General features: G+C 61.4%; 19 protein-coding genes and 2 pseudogenes. 11 read left to right on the top strand and 10 right to left on the bottom strand.

The features are described 5' to 3' along the window. Window positions 1–156 precede the first annotated feature (156 nt). Both ACY4LX_RS28635 and rimI read left to right on the top strand, forming a co-directional pair. Window positions 157–897 (top strand): P-loop NTPase family protein, encoded by a 741-nt coding sequence (locus tag ACY4LX_RS28635; protein WP_149661181.1) that lies wholly within the window; start codon window positions 157–159, stop codon window positions 895–897. After that, on the top strand, window positions 890–1342 hold the full coding sequence (gene rimI / locus ACY4LX_RS28630) for a ribosomal protein S18-alanine N-acetyltransferase (RefSeq protein WP_149661172.1): 453 nt from the start codon (window positions 890–892) through the stop codon (window positions 1340–1342). The genes ACY4LX_RS28635 and rimI overlap by 8 nt, the downstream gene beginning before the upstream one ends. A 165-nt stretch (window positions 1343–1507) precedes the next feature. On the opposite strand, the gene ACY4LX_RS28625 is transcribed toward rimI, so the two are convergent. Continuing rightward, a complete protein-coding gene (locus ACY4LX_RS28625; protein ID WP_463258476.1) occupies window positions 1508–1912 on the bottom strand; it encodes a serine kinase/phosphatase in 405 nt (134 codons plus the stop codon). A 152-nt stretch (window positions 1913–2064) separates the two neighbouring features. On the opposite strand from ACY4LX_RS28625, the gene can reads away from it, so the two are divergent. Continuing rightward, entirely contained in the window at window positions 2065–2709 is a 645-nt protein-coding gene (gene can / locus ACY4LX_RS28620) for a carbonate dehydratase (RefSeq protein ID WP_133840222.1), read from the top strand. Between the two features lie 6 nt (window positions 2710–2715). On the opposite strand, the gene ACY4LX_RS28615 is transcribed toward can, so the two are convergent. The 3 genes from ACY4LX_RS28615 to ACY4LX_RS28605 form a co-directional block, all read right to left on the bottom strand. Beyond that, the gene (locus ACY4LX_RS28615; protein WP_463258475.1) at window positions 2716–3240 is read right to left on the bottom strand and encodes an SET domain-containing protein-lysine N-methyltransferase; all 525 of its coding nucleotides are present in this window, start codon (window positions 3238–3240) and stop codon (window positions 2716–2718) included. A gap of 183 nt (window positions 3241–3423) precedes the next feature. Beyond that, window positions 3424–4596: a hypothetical protein gene (locus ACY4LX_RS28610; RefSeq protein WP_463258474.1), complete on the bottom strand. Its 1173-nt coding sequence runs from the start codon at window positions 4594–4596 to the stop codon at window positions 3424–3426. A 153-nt stretch (window positions 4597–4749) separates the two neighbouring features. Then, window positions 4750–6447 carry an acid phosphatase gene (locus ACY4LX_RS28605; protein ID WP_149661168.1) on the bottom strand — a complete coding sequence of 566 codons (1698 nt, stop codon included), beginning with the start codon at window positions 6445–6447 and terminating at the stop codon, window positions 4750–4752. A 247-nt stretch (window positions 6448–6694) separates the two neighbouring features. Between ACY4LX_RS28605 and ACY4LX_RS28600 the strand changes: the two genes are divergently transcribed. Both ACY4LX_RS28600 and ACY4LX_RS28595 read left to right on the top strand, forming a co-directional pair. Next, the gene (locus ACY4LX_RS28600; protein WP_149661167.1) at window positions 6695–6985 is read left to right on the top strand and encodes a nucleotidyltransferase family protein; all 291 of its coding nucleotides are present in this window, start codon (window positions 6695–6697) and stop codon (window positions 6983–6985) included. Next, window positions 6982–7326: a HepT-like ribonuclease domain-containing protein gene (locus ACY4LX_RS28595; RefSeq protein WP_463258473.1), complete on the top strand. Its 345-nt coding sequence runs from the start codon at window positions 6982–6984 to the stop codon at window positions 7324–7326. The genes ACY4LX_RS28600 and ACY4LX_RS28595 overlap by 4 nt, the downstream gene beginning before the upstream one ends. 37 nt (window positions 7327–7363) lie before the next feature. On the opposite strand, the gene ACY4LX_RS28590 is transcribed toward ACY4LX_RS28595, so the two are convergent. Next, on the bottom strand, window positions 7364–8782 hold the full coding sequence (locus tag ACY4LX_RS28590) for a short-chain fatty acid transporter (protein ID WP_463258472.1): 1419 nt from the start codon (window positions 8780–8782) through the stop codon (window positions 7364–7366). Window positions 8783–8964: 182 nt separating this feature from the next. On the opposite strand from ACY4LX_RS28590, the gene ACY4LX_RS28585 reads away from it, so the two are divergent. Next, entirely contained in the window at window positions 8965–10362 is a 1398-nt protein-coding gene (locus ACY4LX_RS28585; RefSeq protein WP_463258471.1) for an aminotransferase-like domain-containing protein, read from the top strand. Here ACY4LX_RS28585 and panB read toward each other — a convergent pair. Then, window positions 10347–11165 (bottom strand): 3-methyl-2-oxobutanoate hydroxymethyltransferase, encoded by an 819-nt coding sequence (panB, locus tag ACY4LX_RS28580; protein WP_149661163.1) that lies wholly within the window; start codon window positions 11163–11165, stop codon window positions 10347–10349. The two genes, ACY4LX_RS28585 and panB, sit on opposite strands and share 16 nt — an antisense overlap. Before the next feature lie 169 nt (window positions 11166–11334). Between panB and ACY4LX_RS28575 the strand changes: the two genes are divergently transcribed. The 4 genes and pseudogenes from ACY4LX_RS28575 to ACY4LX_RS28560 all read left to right on the top strand — a co-directional run. Then, window positions 11335–12648, top strand: a complete 1314-nt coding sequence (locus tag ACY4LX_RS28575; protein WP_149661162.1) for an MFS transporter — start codon at window positions 11335–11337, stop codon at window positions 12646–12648. A gap of 242 nt (window positions 12649–12890) precedes the next feature. Next, a pseudogene (locus tag ACY4LX_RS28570) lies at window positions 12891–13619 on the top strand (PAS domain-containing protein); the annotation flags it as partial. 156 nt (window positions 13620–13775) lie between these two features. Beyond that, window positions 13776–14207, top strand: coding sequence for a methyl-accepting chemotaxis protein (locus ACY4LX_RS28565; RefSeq protein ID WP_372242365.1), 432 nt, complete (start codon window positions 13776–13778; stop codon window positions 14205–14207). Window positions 14208–14260: 53 nt separating this feature from the next. Continuing rightward, window positions 14261–14410 (top strand): annotated as a pseudogene (locus ACY4LX_RS28560) (flavin reductase); the annotation flags it as partial. On the opposite strand, the gene ACY4LX_RS28555 reads toward ACY4LX_RS28560, so the two are convergent. The 3 genes from ACY4LX_RS28555 to ACY4LX_RS28545 form a co-directional block, all read right to left on the bottom strand. Further along, window positions 14407–14973: a GNAT family N-acetyltransferase gene (locus ACY4LX_RS28555; protein WP_149661157.1), complete on the bottom strand. Its 567-nt coding sequence runs from the start codon at window positions 14971–14973 to the stop codon at window positions 14407–14409. The pseudogene ACY4LX_RS28560 and the gene ACY4LX_RS28555 sit on opposite strands and share 4 nt — an antisense overlap. A gap of 76 nt (window positions 14974–15049) precedes the next feature. Then, window positions 15050–15418: a cupin domain-containing protein gene (locus tag ACY4LX_RS28550; protein WP_463258470.1), complete on the bottom strand. Its 369-nt coding sequence runs from the start codon at window positions 15416–15418 to the stop codon at window positions 15050–15052. A 77-nt stretch (window positions 15419–15495) separates the two neighbouring features. After that, window positions 15496–16305, bottom strand: a complete 810-nt coding sequence (locus ACY4LX_RS28545; protein WP_463258469.1) for an AraC family transcriptional regulator — start codon at window positions 16303–16305, stop codon at window positions 15496–15498. Window positions 16306–16454: 149 nt separating this feature from the next. Here ACY4LX_RS28545 and ACY4LX_RS28540 point away from each other — a divergent pair, with 149 nt between their 5' ends. Beyond that, the gene (locus tag ACY4LX_RS28540; RefSeq protein WP_149661180.1) at window positions 16455–17096 is read left to right on the top strand and encodes a LysE family translocator; all 642 of its coding nucleotides are present in this window, start codon (window positions 16455–16457) and stop codon (window positions 17094–17096) included. On the opposite strand, the gene ACY4LX_RS28535 is transcribed toward ACY4LX_RS28540, so the two are convergent. Then, window positions 17097–18347: an MFS transporter gene (locus tag ACY4LX_RS28535; RefSeq protein WP_463258468.1), complete on the bottom strand. Its 1251-nt coding sequence runs from the start codon at window positions 18345–18347 to the stop codon at window positions 17097–17099. Between the last annotated feature and the right edge of the window lie 13 nt (window positions 18348–18360).

Below are 18360 nucleotides of genomic sequence, written 5' to 3'. Positions count from 1 at the left end.
ACTCGCGGGACGGGCAGTCGCTGTTTCTGTGGGCAAGAGTATCGATCAAGGGCGGGCGATCTTGAGCGAAGGGCGGTAGAATCAGCGCACTTTTAGTTATCCACAAGTGGCCGACCTTTGCTTATCGAGTCCCGTCGCCGCGCTTATTTGACCGCCATGCAGGTGGTCAACTGGCTGCCGCGCACCGAATTGCCCTTTGCCGCGCCCTCACGCCCCGAGTTGCTGGAGGCGCCTGAACCGTTGGTCGTCGCCCCGGTGGTGCCGGCGACTGTGGCTGAGGCACCCGTGGCACCGGTGGTCAAACCCGCCGAGCGGGTGAAAATCGAGGTGCCGCGGCCATCGTTGGCCAGCACGCGGACCAACGCCAAGGCCGAAGAAGAGGCCGCGCCGGTGGTGGCCAAGGCCCCCGTCGTGCCGCCGCCGCGCTTTGCCCTGCAATTGTTGCGGGCAGGGCGTTGCCTGCTGCTGGTGGAGTTACCCACAGGCGAACCGTTCCAGACTCGCGATCCCGCGTACATGTTGCTCAAGGACATGCTGCGCGCCGCCGGTCTGCCGGACAGCCCGCAGATCGTCGGCGAACCGGTGCGCTGGCCGCTGTTGGTCCGCGGCACCATGGACCAGGGGCCGGAAGCGGCGCGGGATTTCGTCCAGGGCTTTCTCTCGGCCCGGATCGAAGACGCACCCTGCGTGTGCCTGTGGCTGATCGGCCTGCCGGCCGTGAGGTTTGCCGGGGAGGCGAACGCCGAATCCTTCAACCGTGAACTCCAGGTCGAAGGCCTGGGCTCGGTCTGGGCCCTGCCGGGCCTGGAATTATTAATGGAAGAGCCACAGCGTAAGGCTGATGTCTGGCAAGCCATGCGTCGGCTGATGGCGCGTTGGAAAGAATCGAATGAGTGACGCTGTATCGTTCCGCCCGATGACCGAGGCGGATATGGACGCTGTACTGAAGATCGAATACGCGGCCTATAGTCACCCGTGGACCCGCGGGATTTTTCTCGATGGCCTGGGCAAGTACCAGATCTGGCTGATGTTCGAAGGCTCGCAGCAGGTCGGCCACGGGGTGGTGCAGATTATTCTCGATGAAGCGCATCTGCTGAACATCACCGTCAAACCGGAGAATCAGGGCCGTGGCCTGGGTTTGACGTTGCTGGAGCATTTGATGTCCCGGGCGTATGACGCCAAGGCGCGGGAGTGCTTCCTGGAAGTGCGCGACAGCAACCGTGGGGCATTCCGGTTGTATGAGCGGTATGGGTTTAACGAGATTGGTCGGCGTCGGGATTACTACCCGGCGGTCGGCGGCCGCGAAGACGCTGTCGTCATGGCCTGCACACTGGTCGATTGAGATTTAAAAGCTTCGCCGTAGGAACAAAGCTTGCTCGCGATGGCGATCTTGAGGGCGCTATCGCGAGCAAGCTTTGCTCCTACAGTGGGATGGCCATCACAAAAACGCCGCCAAACCTGTAGGAGCGAGGCTTGCCCGCGAAGGCGTACTGTCAGGCGCCAGAAATCAACGATTCCCGTCCAACGGATCCCGCCGCGCCATCTCCGCCTCATCCAATCCATTCCCTCCGCCAATGTCGGCCTCATCGACATTGCTCAAATCCCAATCAGCCGGATCGACTTCACCCGCCTCACCGGCATCCCGCGCGCCATCTTCAAGAATCAACGTCTCCGGGCTCATGTCATCGTCGGTAGACTCATGGTCATCGGTCGAGGCCCCGGTCATCCCGGCTTCGCGCACACGTTCCCTGGGCATCAGGCGTTCGCGTTCATTTTCCGGTAACTCGTCGCCGATTTTGGCGCTCGGTTCTTCCTCGTCGAAATCCAGCTCATGCATCGAACCCATGCGGTCTTCGTTGTCGTCGATGGGCTCCGGTTGCACCGCATCGTACGGACGTCGTGATTCAGTCATGGCAATTCCTCATACTGTGGGCCTTACTAGGGTGGACCCACTGTACTCCTGAGAATTCCGCCGACCTGGAATACCGGCTATCTACATCACGCGCGTGACCCAGACGGGCGGTCGTCTGTCAAAGCTGCGCATCATTCTTGAGGCTTCCTTGCATGAACGAATTACAAGATCTGATTGATAACAACGAGCGCTGGGCTGACGCGATCACCAAAGAAGATCCTGATTTCTTCGCCAAACTGGCCCGCCAGCAGACCCCGGAATACCTGTGGATCGGTTGCTCCGACGCACGGGTACCCGCGAACGAGATCGTGGGCATGCTGCCCGGCGATCTGTTTGTGCACCGTAACGTCGCCAACGTGGTGCTGCACACCGACCTCAATTGCCTGTCGGTGATTCAGTACGCGGTGGATGTGCTCAAGGTCAAACACATCCTGGTCACCGGCCACTATGGTTGTGGCGGCGTGCGGGCGTCGATGCAGGACCGCCAACTGGGCCTGATCGATGGCTGGCTGCGCTCGATTCGCGATCTTTATTACGAGAAACGCGAAGAACTGGCCAAGTTGCCCACCGAGGAAGAACGGGTCGACCGTCTCTGTGAGCTGAACGTGGTCCAGCAAGTGGCCAACGTTGGTCACACCAGCATTGTGCAAAACGCCTGGCATCGCGGGCAGAGCTTGTCGATCCACGGTTGCATCTACGGCATCAAGGACGGTCGCTGGAAAAGCCTGAACGCGACCATCAGCGGTTTCGAGCAACTGCCGCCGCAATATCGCCTGCGTCCGGTCGGGGCGGTGTAACGCCGTTCAGCACAGGCTGCGCCGACGCCAGTGTTGCAAAAACAACTGGCCGTCGGCGTTCGGCGGTTCATCGTAGCCGGTGATCCAGCCGCGACACTCCGCCGAACCGCACTGACAGGCGAACTGGCGCAGGAGTTTGTCTTCGGTGGAGGCGTAATCCATGGTCAGCCGGTCGCCACGGTTGATGTCTTGCAGCGCCCATAACCACAGCTCGCTCATGTCGAGAAACACGTTGGGGTCGCAGGAATGACGCAGCAACCCGCACAAGTGCGGGTCGTAGACGTGGATGCCGGGGGCCAGTTGCCGTGTATGCCGACAGCGATAGGGCAGTAGATGCCCTGAAGCCCGGCAGATTCGGCTGATCCGTGGGAACTGTCGGAGTGCCGCGACGGCCTCTGCCGAGCCGTGGGCATCCAGGATGAGTTCGAAATCAGCCCGGGACGGAAATCCAAGGCGGATGGGTAATTCTGCAAAGGGATAGAGGCCATGGGTGGGGGGGGCGCGCATCCCGTCCAGCGTCTGGAGTTTCATAACGATCCTTGTCGGCAAAGGTGTTGCGACCTCCGGAAGCCGACGATCCTGTCAGCCCTGCAACACTTGGGTACGCCTCAAGCCTCTCGCAAATCTAACACCCGGTCTACTGTCAGAACTGACAGGCGAAATAGGCGCTTTTGCGCGTCAGCATTGGCTGACGCACAAAAGGCTTCCCGCGTTTCAGAGGTGTGGTTCAGGGACCGCTGGCGCTGGGGCCGGGGCTTGCAGTTGTTGCAGCTGCGATTTGACCGGCGGTGTGGCGCACTTGGCCGCTGCGTCGGCCGGCGTCAGGTTGCGGATCGAGGTGTAGAACAGCTCACAGGTTTTTTCTTTCTGGGTCACCTGCCAGGTCTGGGTGCAGCTTTTCAGCTGCGCCGCTGGATCGCTGCCTGGTTTGCTGCCCATCCCCGCCTGCCAGCACGCGGCGCTCAGGTCCTGGCCCATGACCGTCAGGCCGGCGGCATCCGCCTTGGCCTGGGCATCGGGGCCGGTGTAACTGTCCGGGTCGGCGGCGTACCAGATGTAGCTCGGGTGGTTAGAGCCCAATACCGGCACTTTCACCCCGGCGCTTGGGCTGATCGTGGCCAGGCCCAATACACCCACGGTCGCCCCGTATTGCTGCTTGATCCAGTTACGTACCGGCGCGCCGAAGGCGACCATCGGCAACGCTGCACCTTTGGCGTTCTGGCTGACTTCCTTGACCATGGTGGTCTGGTAGTCCTTGAAGTAGTCGTAGACGCCTTCCAGGTCCTTGCCGGCGCTGGATGGCGCGGCAATCGGCGCGATGTCGATGATGGTCTGGTAGGCCGGGGTCTGGGCGGCCGGAATGCCGTTATCGACCAGCAGCGTGGCCCAGCGATCGGTGGTGGCGGACTCCAGATAGTCCTGGGCCTGGGTCAACGAGTAATCCGGCGGGAAGTGCAGCAACTCGACGCTTTTGCGGTTTTCCAGGGCCATGCCCAATGGCAGGAACAGGTACCAGCTATAAGCCCATTTGCCATCCATGTTGAGCTTTTTGGCGCCGTTGTAGGCCAGATCACCGGCATCCAACAAGGCTGCGAGGGGTTTGTCATACCCCTTGGGTACGCCGGTGATTTCGGCGTAGAGCTGATGGTTATCAGTTTTTACCCGGACTTTCGCGGCGCTGTAGCCATCGCGCTGCACGCTCTGGGTCAGGTAATGCTCGACAGTCTGCTCCAGCGTCCAGTTGCGAAAGCAGATCACGTTGCAGTTGTTGGGGTAGGCGAAGAGCCGGGTGACGCGTTCGGTGCTGCCCAGCTTGAGATCGACATCGGCGTGGGCGGCGGCACTCAGGGTGAGGGCGGCGAGGGTAAGTCCTGCGAGTTTGAACATGCTCAGATCCTTTTCAGCGTGGGCCCTCGTAGGCGGGGGCGGGTACATACTGAAACCAGATGTGTCGAGCGGTCCAGTACCCACGCAAAAAATCGCAGCCGACGACATGCCAAGGAGCTGCCGAAGGCTGCGATCTTTTGATCTTGCTTTCAATCAGCCCGAAAAATGCAGGGCATTGGTCAAATCCCCCATCGGCTTCTGCCCCCGGGCAATCATCGCGTCATCCCGCATTTTGATCCCATCGAGGGTTTCCAGCTGGAACGTGCGAGTGATCAATCGCAGGATCGACGCGGTGTCGTAGACGGTGTGATCCACCGTGCCCTTGCGCGAAAACGGCGAAATCACCAGCGCCGGGATCCGCGTTCCCGGGCCCCAGCGATCGCCCTTGGGCGGCGCAACGTGGTCCCACCAGCCGCCGTTTTCATCAACGGTGATCACCACCACCATGTTTTTCCATTGCGGGCTTTGTTGCAGCACTTTGAGGGCGCGGACGATATGACGGTCGCCCGAGGCGATGTCGGCGTACCCGGCGTGCATGTTCAGGTTGCCCTGGGGCTTGTAGAACGTCACCGCCGGTAGCTTGCCGGCTTCGGCGTCGGCCAGGAACTTGTTGGTGCTCGACTCATCGCCCAAGCCACCGTCGCGCAGGCGCTTGGCGCGCTCGGCCGGGTTTTCCGGGCCTTGGCGCTTGAAGTAGTTGAACGGCTGATGGTGGTACTGGAAGTTGGGAATCTTTGGAATGGCGCCCGAATCCTTGTACTCATCAATCGTGGCTTGCCACGCGCCGCCGTACCAGGCCCAGTCGACGTTCTTTTTCGACAGCTTGTCGCCGATGTGTTCGTGGGTTTGCGGCACCAGCACGCTGGGCAACGGCTTGGCGTAGTCCGGGCGCTCGGGGTCGCGGATCCAGGTCGGCCAATAGGGCGGCGCCATGGTATTCACCGCGTAGCCGTCGGGGGTCAGCAGGCTTGGCCCGAACTGTGGCGGGCCGGTCATGGCGCTGGCGGGCGAAGCGTCCAGCGGCTTGAGGCGGTTGTCGGTCGGATCATCGCTTTGCAGCGTGGCGATCTGCGGCTTGGCGATCGAATTGGCGGCATCCGGGTAGAACGGCACTTGGGCGCTGATCAGGTATTGATGGTTCAGGTACGAGCCGCCGAAAGCGCCCTGGAAGAAGTTGTCGCAGAGCACGAACTCCCGGGCCACGTCCCACAAACGCAAGGAGTAGCGAGTCTGGGTGTAATGCCCCATGGTCAAGCCACCGGAATCGGCCCAGGCGACAAAGCCGTCATTCTTGCCGCCGTTGATCTGCATCTGGTTCTGATAGAACACATGCCACAGATCGCGGGTCACCAGGCTTAGCGGCAGGTCTTCGCCTTGCGGGCCTTTGAGGGCGTAGGGCGCGTTGGGCAAGTGTTCCTGATACTGCGTACCGGCAGGGTAGACCACGCCATCGAGGGTTTGCGGGCCGACCTGGTTCAGGCCACCCCAAACCGGAGGCAGGTTCGCCAGCACTTTACCGTCACGATCTTTCTGTACGTAATCATCGGGCTTGAGCGCCGACAACGGTTTCTCGACCCCCGGGAAATCCGCAAACAGGTTATTGAAGCTGCGGTTTTCGCCGTAGATCACCACGACGTTCTTCACGTTTTCGCGCAGGGCCTTGTCCAGCTCGGCGGGCGTCAGCGGGCGTTCGACCGGTTTACCGGGCTCGTTGTCTTTGGTGCCGCAGGCGCTCAACGTCGCCCCGACACCCAATACCGCTACACCACCCAGGAAACGGCGGCGACTGGTATCGGTGGGTTGATCGGTTTCAGGGGAGGGGATGTCGTTTCCATCTTTTTCGTCGTTCATTCCGGCTCCTGTTTTCTTGCAGAATTGTGGCAATTTGTTGCGAGTTGTTTCGGCGGGACGCTAGCAGCGCGATGTGACGGGGAGGTTACACGAAGTTGGATCCGATCTGCAGGTGCAAGGCAGGCATGGGAACTGTGGTGTAGTGGCGAGGAACGGCCCTGGCCACGTATCCAGTATTGGTGCACGGTGTTTACCATCCTCAAGCGCTGCTAGACTGGCGCGATACCGGACCTGGTTAAGGTGAATCATGAAACCCTCTACAGCGCTTGATCTACAACGTGCAGCCGTGCGCGAGGTCGTCGGTCGATTCCGTACGTCCAACCCTCGAGTATTTGGCTCGGTGCTGCTCGGTACGGATAAAGAGGGAAGTGATCTTGATCTGCTGGTAGATGCTCTGCCCGGCGCCACGCTGTTTGATCTCGGCGGTCTTCAGGTTGAGCTTGAGGATTTGCTCGGCGTTACGGTTGACCTGCTGACACCGGGCGACCTTCCATTGAAGTTTCGTCAGCAGGTGCTTGATCAGGCACGGCCCGTATGACCGAGAACCGACTTGGCGACTACCTTGACCATATGCGCCAGGCAGCGGCCGATGCGCTGACTTTTGTCGAAGGGCTGAGCAAGGAAGAGTTTTTCGACGACAAGCGTACTCAACAAGCCGTCATCATGAGCCTCATCATCATTGGCGAGGCGGCGACCAAGGTTATGGATCGCTACGGGGAGTTCGCTTCTCAGAATACCCAAGTGCCATGGCGCAGCATGCGCGGTATGCGCAATCGCATTGCTCACGGCTATTTCGATATCAATCTTGAAGTGGTGTGGGACACGGTTCAGGCAGCGTTGCCCGAATTGTTGAAAGTGTTACCTACCGATCAAACCTGACCGCACCCACTCCCCCGAGCAGGTGCAGCCAACTCGATTAAGGCATCACCGGCGCCGTATAAACCAGCGTCGTCCCCAACGCCCACAGCAGAAACAGCACCAGCGGCGTATGCACCAGTAACTGCACGAATGAAAACCCGATCAAGTCCCGCGCCTTCAGCCCCAGCACGCCCAGCAGCGGCAGCATGTAGAACGGGTTGATCAGGTTCGGCAGGGCTTCGGCGGCGTTGTAGATCTGCACGGCCCAGCCCAAGTGATAGTTGAGGTCAGTGGCCACTTGCATTACGTACGGGGCTTCGATGATCCACTTACCGCCGCCAGACGGGATGAAGAAGCCGAGGATTGCCGAGTACACGCCCATCAACAGCGCGTAGGTGTCGTGGGATGCGATCTGTACGAAGAAGGTCGAGATATGGTGAGCCAACGTCTGGGCATCGGTGCCTTTGACGGTGGTCATCAGCGCGGCGATCGAGCCGTACAGCGGGAACTGGATCAGCACGCCGGTGGTGGTCGGCACCGCCCGGGACACCGCGTCGAGGAAGCTGCGCGGGCGCCAGTGCAGCAGGGCGCCGAGCATGATGAACAGGAAGTTGTAGGTGTTCAGGCCGGAGATCGCGCTGATCGCCGGTTTGGTCGAGAACTCATGGAACAGCCAACCGCCGGCCAACAGCACCAGCAAAATCGTCAGCAACGGACTGTGTTCCAGCCATTCGCCGGGGCGGGTGCGCGGTTGCAGCGGCGGCAGGTTGAAACTCGGGTCGATCCCGCAAGCCTTGGCATTGCGCGCGCTGTTCGGGCCGGGGGCGGTGGCGTAGGCGATGATCAGCGAGACCACGATCAGCGCCAGCAACAGCACGCCGGACTGCCAGAGAAAGATTGTTTGAGTGAACGGGATGACGCCGGTGATCGACAGAATCGACGGCGGCAGGCTGGCCGGGTTAGCCTGCAATTGCGCGGCGGACGATGACAGCCCCAGCGCCCACACCGCGCCAAGACCCAGATACGCCGCAGCACCGGCAGCGCGGTAATCCATTTTCAGATCGGTGCGGCGGGCGAGGGCGCGGACCAGCAAACCACCGAAGACCAGCGATAAACCCCAGTTCAGCAACGACGCGACCATCGAAATCAGTGCGACCCAGGCTACGGCGGAGCGGCCGTTTTTCGGGATCCGCGCCAGGCGGTCGATCAGCTTCACCGCCGGTGGCGAACTGGCGACCACATAACCGCCAATCACCACGAACGCCATCTGCATGGTGAACGGAATCAAACTCCAGAACCCGTCTCCGAAGGCCATGGCGGCGTCAGTGGGTTTGGCGCCCATGGCCATCGTCGCCACGGCCACGATGATCACTGCCAGAGCGGCGAACACCCAGGAATCGGGGAACCAGCGTTCGGCAAAACTGGAGCAGCGCAGGGCAAAACGGGCATAGCGGCTATCGTCGATATCAGCGGCCACGGGAGTACCTCGGATTTTTATGATTATGGTGATGTTCCGGGCCGCAAAGGCCCGGCTGGTCAGGTGCCAACAGTAAATCAATCACGGTTTTTTTGCGGCGCTGTTTTAGCGGGGGACGCACATTGCACCCCGCGCATCATGGGAGGATGCTGCTCCGTGCCTACCTCAAGGAATGACCGCGATTGAACAAGGAAAGCCCCTTCGCTTATCAGGCCGTGTACCGCTACCTGGTCGAGCTGATCGACTCGACCCGGACCGAGGGCGAGTGGAAGCTCCCGTCATTGCGCCAGTTGGCGTTGCGCCTGAACGTCTCGGTGTCCACCACCAAATCTGCCTACGCCTTGCTTGAAGATGAGGGCCGGGTTTTTTCTCGACCCAAGCTCGGGTACTTCTGCCGGGCCGGCTCGATGCAACCGCCGACACCGGCCGCCAACCTGCTCGACAACATTTACGCCTACGCGCGCCAGCCCGGCATGCTGGCGCTGAGCAGCGATGCGCCATCGATGTTGCTGTCCCTGGAAAACCCGTTGCTGATGACCGAGCGCGAACTGTCGCGCCAATACCCGCGTTCGGCGGTGCCGTTGTATCAGCCCTTCGGCGAGATCGAACTGCGCACGGTGCTGGCGGAGCGCTACACCCGTTCGACCGCGCATTACTGGCGGCCGGAACAGGTATTCATCGGCGCCGATCTGCGCAGTGTGCTGGACATGTCATTGGCCGCACTGAACCTGCGCGGGACCGTGGCATTGGTCGAGTCGCCGTGTTCCTGGGCGATCTTGCGCCAGTTGCACGCTGCGGATATCCGCGTGATCGAGGTACCGCTGCACGTCGATGGCCGCTTTGACCTGCAGCAGGTTCACGACCTGTTGCAGCGTGAAACCGTCGCGCTGGCGGTGTTCTCATCGACCGTGAGCCTTCCCCACGGCAGCCTGATGCCAGCGGCCGACAAACAGCAGCTGTGCGAATGGCTGAGTGAACGGGGTGTCTGGTTGTTCGAGAACGACAGCTATGGCGAATTCGGATTCCTGCCGGAACAGCCGCGCTATCGGGATTTCGCCGATCCCGAGCGGTTGGTGGTGTTTTCTACCTTCGATAAGGTCATCGGTTCGGAAGCACCGTTCGGCTATGTGTTGATTCGTGGCCAGGAGGCTGCGATGCAGCGCCAGTGCCTCGACCGCGCGTTTCGCCTGTCGCCGATCCGGCAGAAAGCCCTGGCCCGCTTGTACGGTTCGCGACGCATCGATCAGCACACTCAGGTGTTGCGCGGTCTGCTCCATGAACGCATGACGCAAATGACCTGCCTGCTCCAGGAGCACGCCGCCGACCAGCTCAACGTGGTGGCAGCGGCGGGGGGCGCAACGCTGTGGGCGCAATCCGTCCACCCGGTGGACATGCGCCGGGTGTTCGAGCGCCTGTTGGCCAAAGGCATTGTGATTGCGCCCGGCGAAATGTTTAGCCAACAGGGGTTGTGGCGCGATTGCTTGCGCCTGAGCTACACCGTGGATTGGAGCAAGGACATCGGCCTGGCCGTGAAGACCCTGGCCGCAGCCATTGAGCAAGAGCGTCAGCTCACGCCGTAGCAATGCTGCATCTGCGGAAACTGACCGTTGCGCACTTCATCGGCGAAACACTCGAACGCCTGGCTGATCAACGCGCCGACATCTGCATAGGGTTTGACGAAGCGCGGCACATAGTCGCCGCCCAGACCGAGGATGTCCTCGGTCACCAGCACTTGCCCGTCGCAGGCTGGTGAGGCGCCGATGCCAATGATCGGCATTGCGGAAAAATCGCTGATGCGCCGGGCCAGCGGTTCGGCCACGCCTTCCAGCAACAGGCTGAACGCACCGGCGGCGAGGTGAGCGCGGGCATCTTCCTCGATGGCGGCGGCGGTCGTGTCGTTCAACCCCTGAGCCTTGAAGCCGCCCATGACGTTGACGTATTGCGGCATCAGGCCGATATGCGCCATCACCGGAATGCCGCGCTGCACCAGAAACTCCACAGTGCCGGCCAAGGCCTTGCCGCCTTCGAGCTTGAGCGCGTCGCAACCGGTGCGGGCCAGCACTTCGGCGCAATTACGGTAGGCCTGCTGGGGTGATTCCTGATAGCTGCCGAACGGCATGTCGGCAATCACGCAGGCCAATCGCGTGCTGGCGACCACTGCGCGGGTGTGGCCGATGATTTCTTCCAGGCTCATGTCCAGGGTCGAGGTGCGGCCATAGCCGACCATGGCCGTGGAGTCGCCGATCAGCACGAAGTCGACAAACGGGTCCATCAACTCGGCCATCGAGCGGGTGTAGGCGGTCAGCGAGACGATTTTCTGTTGGCCTTTCATGGCCACCAATTGGGGAACGGTCAGGCGTTTGCTGCGGGTATGGCTGCTCATGGCGGCTTTCCTGTGGGTTGGAAAGCCCCCGATTATTGGTGTCGTGGGGCCGAATTCAATGCACAGAGAACCGTTAAAAACCAACCCAGGGCGCTGATCGGGTTGTCCACCGGCGCATTTGCGTAGACCATGGGCGCCTTGGTTTTTTGCCCATGCCAGAGTTCTTTTCATGACTGCCAATACCGAAACGCGCCCGGTGCCGTTTACCCGTTCGGATTACAAGACCCTGGGCCTTGCGGCGCTCGGCGGGGCGCTGGAAATCTACGATTTCATCATTTTCGTGTTTTTCGCCCTGACCCTCAGCCAGCTGTTCTTCCCGCCGGAAATGCCCGAATGGCTGCGCTTGCTGCAAAGTTTCGGGATCTTCGTCACCGGTTACCTGGCGCGGCCGCTGGGCGGGATCCTGATGGCGCACTTCGCCGACAAACTGGGGCGCAAGAAGGTGTTCAGCCTGAGCATTTTGATGATGGCGCTGCCGTGCCTGCTGATCGGGATCATGCCGACCTACGCGCAGATCGGTTACTTCGCGCCCTTGCTGCTGTTGGCGCTGCGCGTCCTCCAGGGCGCGGCGGTGGGCGGTGAAGTGCCGAGCGCCTGGGTGTTCGTCGCCGAGCACGCGCCGGCCGGTCATCGCGGTTATGCGCTTGGATTTCTCCAGGCCGGGTTGACGTTCGGCTACTTGATCGGCGCACTGACCGCGACCTTCCTGGCCCAGGCTTTTACGCCGGCTGAAATTCTCGATTACGCCTGGCGCTTCCCGTTCCTGCTCGGTGGCGTGTTTGGTGTGATCGGTGTCTGGCTGCGGCGCTGGCTCAGCGAAACCCCGGTGTTCATGGCCATGCAGGCCCGCCGCGATGAAGCGGTCGAACTGCCGCTGCGCACGGTGCTGCGCGAGCATCGTCTGGCAATGTTGCCAGCCATGATCCTCACCTGCGTGCTGACGTCGGCGGTGGTGGTGTTCGTCGTCATCACTCCGACCATGATGCAGAAAACCTTCGGCATGACCGCCAGCCACACCTTCGCCCTGAGTGCGTTAGGCATCGTGTTCCTGAACATCGGTTGCGTGCTCGCCGGTTTGCTGGTCGACCGCATCGGCGCCTGGCGCACGGTGATGCTCTACAGCCTGCTACTGCCGCTGGGCATTGGCGTGCTCTACACCTGCCTGATCATCGGGGGGGACTGGATCGGTCTGGCCTATGCGATTGCCGGCCTCAGTTGTGGCGTGGTCGGCGCGGTGCCGTCGGTAATGGTCAGCCTGTTCCCGGCGCGGATTCGCGTCTCGGGGATCTCCTTCACCTACAACATTGCCTACGCCGCCTGGGCGAGTATCACACCGCTGTTGCTGATCGGCCTGATGCCGTGGAGCCCGTGGATCTGCGTGATCTTCTGCGCGGTGATGGGCGCGGTGGGCGTGAGCAGCGCGGCGTATTTCGGCACGCGCATGCCCAAGGTCGAGAGTCGTTCCGTGGCGCCTTGTCTGTAGCGATATCGGGGATAGACGAGGGGGGGCTCCAGTCAACCAGCGCTACCACAGCAACGGAGGACACCTCATGTGGCCGGGCTAGAGCGGTGGGTTTTATAACCGGCCCTTACGGGACTTCTGTGGCAAATGGCACCTCGCCATTATTTTTGTAGGACAACCCTCAACCACTCTTCAGAAAATATCCACAAGGCCGATGGCTAGGCTGTATCCCGCTTTCTTTCCCTGCCCATCGGTGCCTTCCCATGTTCAACAAACGCTTGAAGCAGGAGCTGTCCGCTCTTCGCGAAGAACTCTCCAGCCTCCTGCAAGTGAAGGACAGCCTGGAAAGCGAGATGATGGTCCTGACCCTCGATCCTGATGGGCGGGTGCAATCGGTCAATCAGAATTTTCTTGGCGAGATGCTCTACAAGAGCAATGACCTGATCGGGCGGCACATCGAAGACATCGTGCCGACGCATGTGAAGTCCGACGAATTCCATCGGCGCTTCAAAAATGCGCTGACTCGCGGTGAGCATTTCGCCGGTACCGTGCGTTTGTCGCGCGGCAATGGTGCCGAGGCGTGGCTGCGCTCCATCCTGCAGCCGGTGCGCTCGGCGGACGGGCGGATCAAGCATTTCTCGATTTACTCCAGTGACCTGACCCGCACCATCGAAGCGTCTCGCGAACACGAGAACCTGATCGGTGCGCTGGTGCGTTCGACGGCGGTGATCGAGTTCGACCTCAATGGCAACGTACTGACTGCCAACGAGCGATTCCTTAACGGCATGGGTTACAGCCTGGCGCAGATCCAGGGCAAACATCACCGCACCTTCTGTACACCTGAGGAGTACAACAGTGCCGAGTATCAGAATTTCTGGCGCCGTCTGAACAATGGCGAGTTTATCGCCGACCGTTTCAAACGCATCGACAGTCACGGTCGCGAGGTCTGGCTGGAGGCGTCCTACAACCCGGTGGTCGACGCCAACAACAAACTCTACAAAGTGGTGAAGTTCGCCACGGTGATTACCGATCAGATCAATCAGGAGCAAGCCGTCGCCGAGGCCGCCAACATTGCCTACAGCACGTCGCTGCAAACCGATAACTGCGCCCAGCGCGGCACGGCGGTGGTGACTCAGGCGGTGGACGTGATGCGCGACCTGGCCAAACACATGCAAACCGCCGGTGAGGGCATCGAAGCGCTGAACGAGCAATCGTTGGTGATCGGCACCATCGTCAAGACCATCAGCGGCATTGCCGAGCAAACCAACTTGTTGGCGCTCAACGCGGCCATCGAAGCGGCGCGGGCCGGTGAGCAGGGCCGAGGGTTTGCGGTGGTGGCGGACGAGGTCCGGCAACTGGCGTCACGCACCAGCCAGGCCACCGATGAAATTGTCGGCGTGGTCCGGCAGAACCAGGACATGGCGCGCAATGCCGTCAGCCTGATGACCGACGGCAAAGTCCAGGCAGAACAAGGTCTGGCGCTGGCGGCGGAGGCGGGCACGGTCATCGTCGAGATTCGCGACGGCGCGCAGAAAGTGGTGAACGCGGTGGGCCAGTTTGCCAATCAATTGGCGACTTGATGTTTACCCGGGGGATCCCGCTACAATCGGCGCTTTTCCCAGGAGCAGAGACTGCCGTCCAGGCCGATGAACGCGTGTTCAGCGATGGCCGCTGGCACGTCGAGGGGCACGATGCGTTGCGCACCTTGCACCATGTCGCCGGTGGGCACTTCTTGAAGATCGGTGACCCGGTGGATGGCAAGGCCCTGAGCGAGTCTGACTAAGTCCCCCGGATCGGCGAGGGTGCAAACTCTGCGCGCAACAATGAAAGTTGCAGCAAATCGTGATGTTCCCCCAGCCAGAAACCCGCCTGGCGCAGGCAACCTTCCTGGACGAAACCCAAGCGTTCGAGCAGCTTCAAACACGCCTGGTTGTCCGGGTGGACCGTGGCTTCGATCCGATTGAGCTGCATCTGTGCAAACCCCCAAACCAGCGTGGCTTGCAGCGCTTCGGACATGATGCCCTTGCCCCAGGCCGATTGCCCCAGCGCAAAACCCAGCGAGCAGCTCTTCCAGGGTTTGTTCCATTTGAACAGGCCGCAATTGCCGAGCAATTCATTCTGCTCCCGGGACTGGATGCCCCAGCGGATACCGGGATTGGGCAGCGTGCGCGACTCGGCGAATGTCTCGACCAAGGCCTGGGCCTGGGCGATGTCGGTCATCGGGTCCATGCCAAACCAGCGCATCGCCTGTTCATCGCCGTGAATCGCCAGCACCGTAGGGGCATCGGCCGTTACGATTTCGCGTAACAGCAGGCGCGGTGTTTCGAGGGTCGGGAAGTCGCTCATGGAATGTCCTTATTCGTCGACCGGGAAGTCGGTCAAGTGATCGCGACGGCCACAGTCTGCGCATTGGCGCTGTTTTTCAAATCCACAGATCATTCACCGCCGTGCGTTCGCCGCCTTCGCTGCCGGTGTTCACCACGCCCTTGGGTTCGATCAGCAGCAGTTTCACTTCCTGTTCCGCCGACGGCTTGTGCTCGACGCCTTTGGGCACGACGTACATTTCACCAGCCGAAATCAGCACATGAGCATCGCGAAAGTCGATGCGCAATTGCCCTTCGAGGACGATGAAGGTTTCGTCGGTGTCCAGGTGATCGTGCCAGATGAAATCCCCCAGCAGCTTCACCACTTTGAACTGATAGTCGTTCATTTCAGCGATGACCCGGGGTGACCAGTGCTGGTCGATCAGTTCGATTTTCTGCAGGAAGTTCAGGCTTTTGAATGTGTTCATCGAGGGGTACTCCAGATTGATTCCGGGCCCACGATAACCAGCCTGTCGATGTGAATTCTTGAACGATTGTGCGTGCTTCAGCGCCGGTGCATTTTCATCCAGCGCGCCGGTGACAGGCCGTAGGTTTTGCTGAATTGGCGGGTCATGTGGCTCTGATCGGTGAAGCCGGCGGTGAGGGCGGCGCTGACCAGCGACTGGCCCTGGATCAGCAGCGCGCGGACCAGGTCCAGGCGCCGCATGGTCAGGTAGCGATAAGGGCTGGTGCCGAACAACAGGCGGAAATCCCGCGACAGACTCCAGCGATCCCGCCCGCTGTGCTGCGCCAGTTCCTCCAGGGTCACGGTGCGATCAAGGGCGCCGTGCATGAACTCCCGGGCTCGCTCCGCCGCCACATAGTCGAAGCCCTGGCGTTTGCCAGGTGTGCCGGAAACGGTGCTCAGGGCGTGCGCCAGATCGAACAGTGCGTCCTGTTCCTCCAGTGGGTCGAGCGGGTCGTCCAGGCTGCGCATCAGCACATCGGTGGCCGCGAACAAGCGTGGATCGGTGGACAGGCCAGTCTTGATGAACGGCAACGGCTGACCGCCGAGTATCTGCTGGATCAGCGCCGGTTCGATGTACATCATTCGGTAATGAAAGCCGCTGTCGGTGCCGGCCTCGCCATTGTGGATCTCGTCCGGGTGCAGCACCAAAGTCCCACCCGGCAGACTGTGCCGCCAGCCGCCGCGGTACTGAAAGCGCTGCACCCCGGCCAGGGTGCGGCCGATGGCGTAGGTGTCATGACGATGCAGCTCGTAGCCGTGGCCGGCAAAATACGCCTCGATACGCTCCAGCCCGCCAACGTTGGGCGCGCGGTGAAGCCAGTCGTTGGGGAGCGTGTGCTTGGTCATGGTGCTGTTGTCTTGTACTCGGTTCAGAGCACGTTAACCCAGGAACAAGGGTCTGTCTGCTGACCGATACATCACAACGACAAGTAGAAAAGCGCGACAAAATGTTGCAAGGTGCAAAATCCTCCGGTGCCATGAAGGCGATTCTTCCAATGGAACTGAGTCACCTGAGTTACGCCGCGCCGTTATTGTCTCTGGCCCTTTTGTGGACGGTCGCCGTCATCACGCCGGGCCCCAACTTCTTCAACATCGCACAATTGTCGGCCAGTTGTTCCCGACGGCACGGCGTAGTCTCCGCGTTGGGCGTCGCCACGGGCACGGTGTTGTGGGGCTTGGCCGGAGGCCTGGGCATCAAGTCGCTGTTCAGCGCGGCGCCAACGCTTTATCTGACGTTCAAGATTGCCGGTGGCTGTTACCTGATCTATCTGGGGTTGAAGCAGTTCAAGCGCAAACCGGCGCGGGTGCCGGGTGCAAGCGACTCGCTGGACGGGGCAGGGTGTACGCTGCTGTCGGCCTATGGGCGGGGCTTTTTGGGCAACATGACCAATCCCAAGTCGGCGCTGTTCGTCGCGACGATTTTCGCCACGGCCATGCCGGCCTCACCGCCACCGATGTTGCTGGCGCTGGCGGTGTTGACCATGGCAAGCCTGTCGTTCAGTTGGTATTGCAGCGTGGCGCTACTGTTTGCCAGTCGCCGGGTCGCCGGCGTTTATGAGCGTTCGCGCAAATGGCTGGACCGTTTTGCCGGCAGTTGTTACCTGCTGTTCGGCGCGCATTTGGTGGCCAGTCGCTGATCAGGTCAGCGCAGTGGCCACCGGTTGGTCAGCCATGGTGGACCCGCGATTCAACGTCTCGGGCATCGCCACCACGAGCAACACCAGCGCTGCTCCCGCTATCGCCGCCAAGGTGAGGAATGCCGCGCTGTACCCCGCTTGCTGAACCACCAGCCCGGCCAAGCCATTGCTCAGTGCGGCGCCCAGGCCGAACACCGTCGACAGCGCGCCCAGGCTCACATTGAAGCGTCCGGTGCCTTGGGTCAGGTCCTTGATCACCACCGGAAACAAGGCGCCGAAGATCCCGGCACCGACGCCGTCCAGCAACTGCACCGCCACCAGCCAGTACGGATCATCCGACAGGGTATACAGCACCCCGCGCAAGGGCAGGATCAGGAAGCCGGCGAGCAGCAACGGTTTGCGCCCCCAGACATCGGCCTTCCATCCCACCAGCAGCGCCACCGGCACCATGACCAATTGCGCGGCGACGATGCAGGCGGATGTCAGCGGTGTGGCCATCTGCAGATTCACCAGGGACAGTTTCTGGCTCACCAGCGGCAGCATCGCCGCATTCGCCAGGTGGAACAGCCCGCAGCAGATGCCGAACACCAGCAGCGGTCGGTTGTGCAGCAAGGCATTCAGGCCGGAAGGCTGTTCGCCATGGGCCGGGCCCTGCGGGTCGAAGCCTCGGGCAACGTCGTGATCGATGGCTTGGGGCGAGATGAAGCTGATGGCAATCACGCTGGCCAGGGCCATTACCGCCATCAGGTAAAACACCGCCACCGGACCAAACAAATAGGCAAAACCACCGGCCAGCAACGCCGCGACAGCATTGCCCGCGTGATTGAAAGTTTCATTGCGCCCGGTGCGACGGGTAAAGGCCCGTGGCCCGGTGATGCCCAGTGAAATGGCAGAGATGGCCGGGGCGAACACCGAGGCCGCGACGGCGCTCAAGGCTTGGGTCATCGCCACCAGGGTGAACGACGTAATGAACGGCAGCAGCAGACAACTCACCGTCACCAGCAGCGCCGCCACGATGATTACCCCGCGTTTGCGGCGAGTGCGGTCGATCAGCGCACCGGCAGGCGTCTGGGTCAGCAACGCGGCGATCCCGGCCAGGGTCATTACCAGGCCGATGCTGGCCGGGTCCCAGTGGTGCACCGCGAGCAAATAGATCGCCAGGTACGGCCCGAGCCCGTCGCGCACGTCGGCGAGAAAGAAGTTGAGCCCGTCCAGGGAGAGGCTGTTGCGACGATCGGTCGGAGCGTTCAAGGGCGGCCTTCTG

The organism is Pseudomonas sp. Emmai (genome assembly GCF_055179735.1).
The sequence above is the reverse complement of the archived record's forward strand: the minus strand, read 5'-3'. Positions and strand labels throughout refer to the sequence as shown.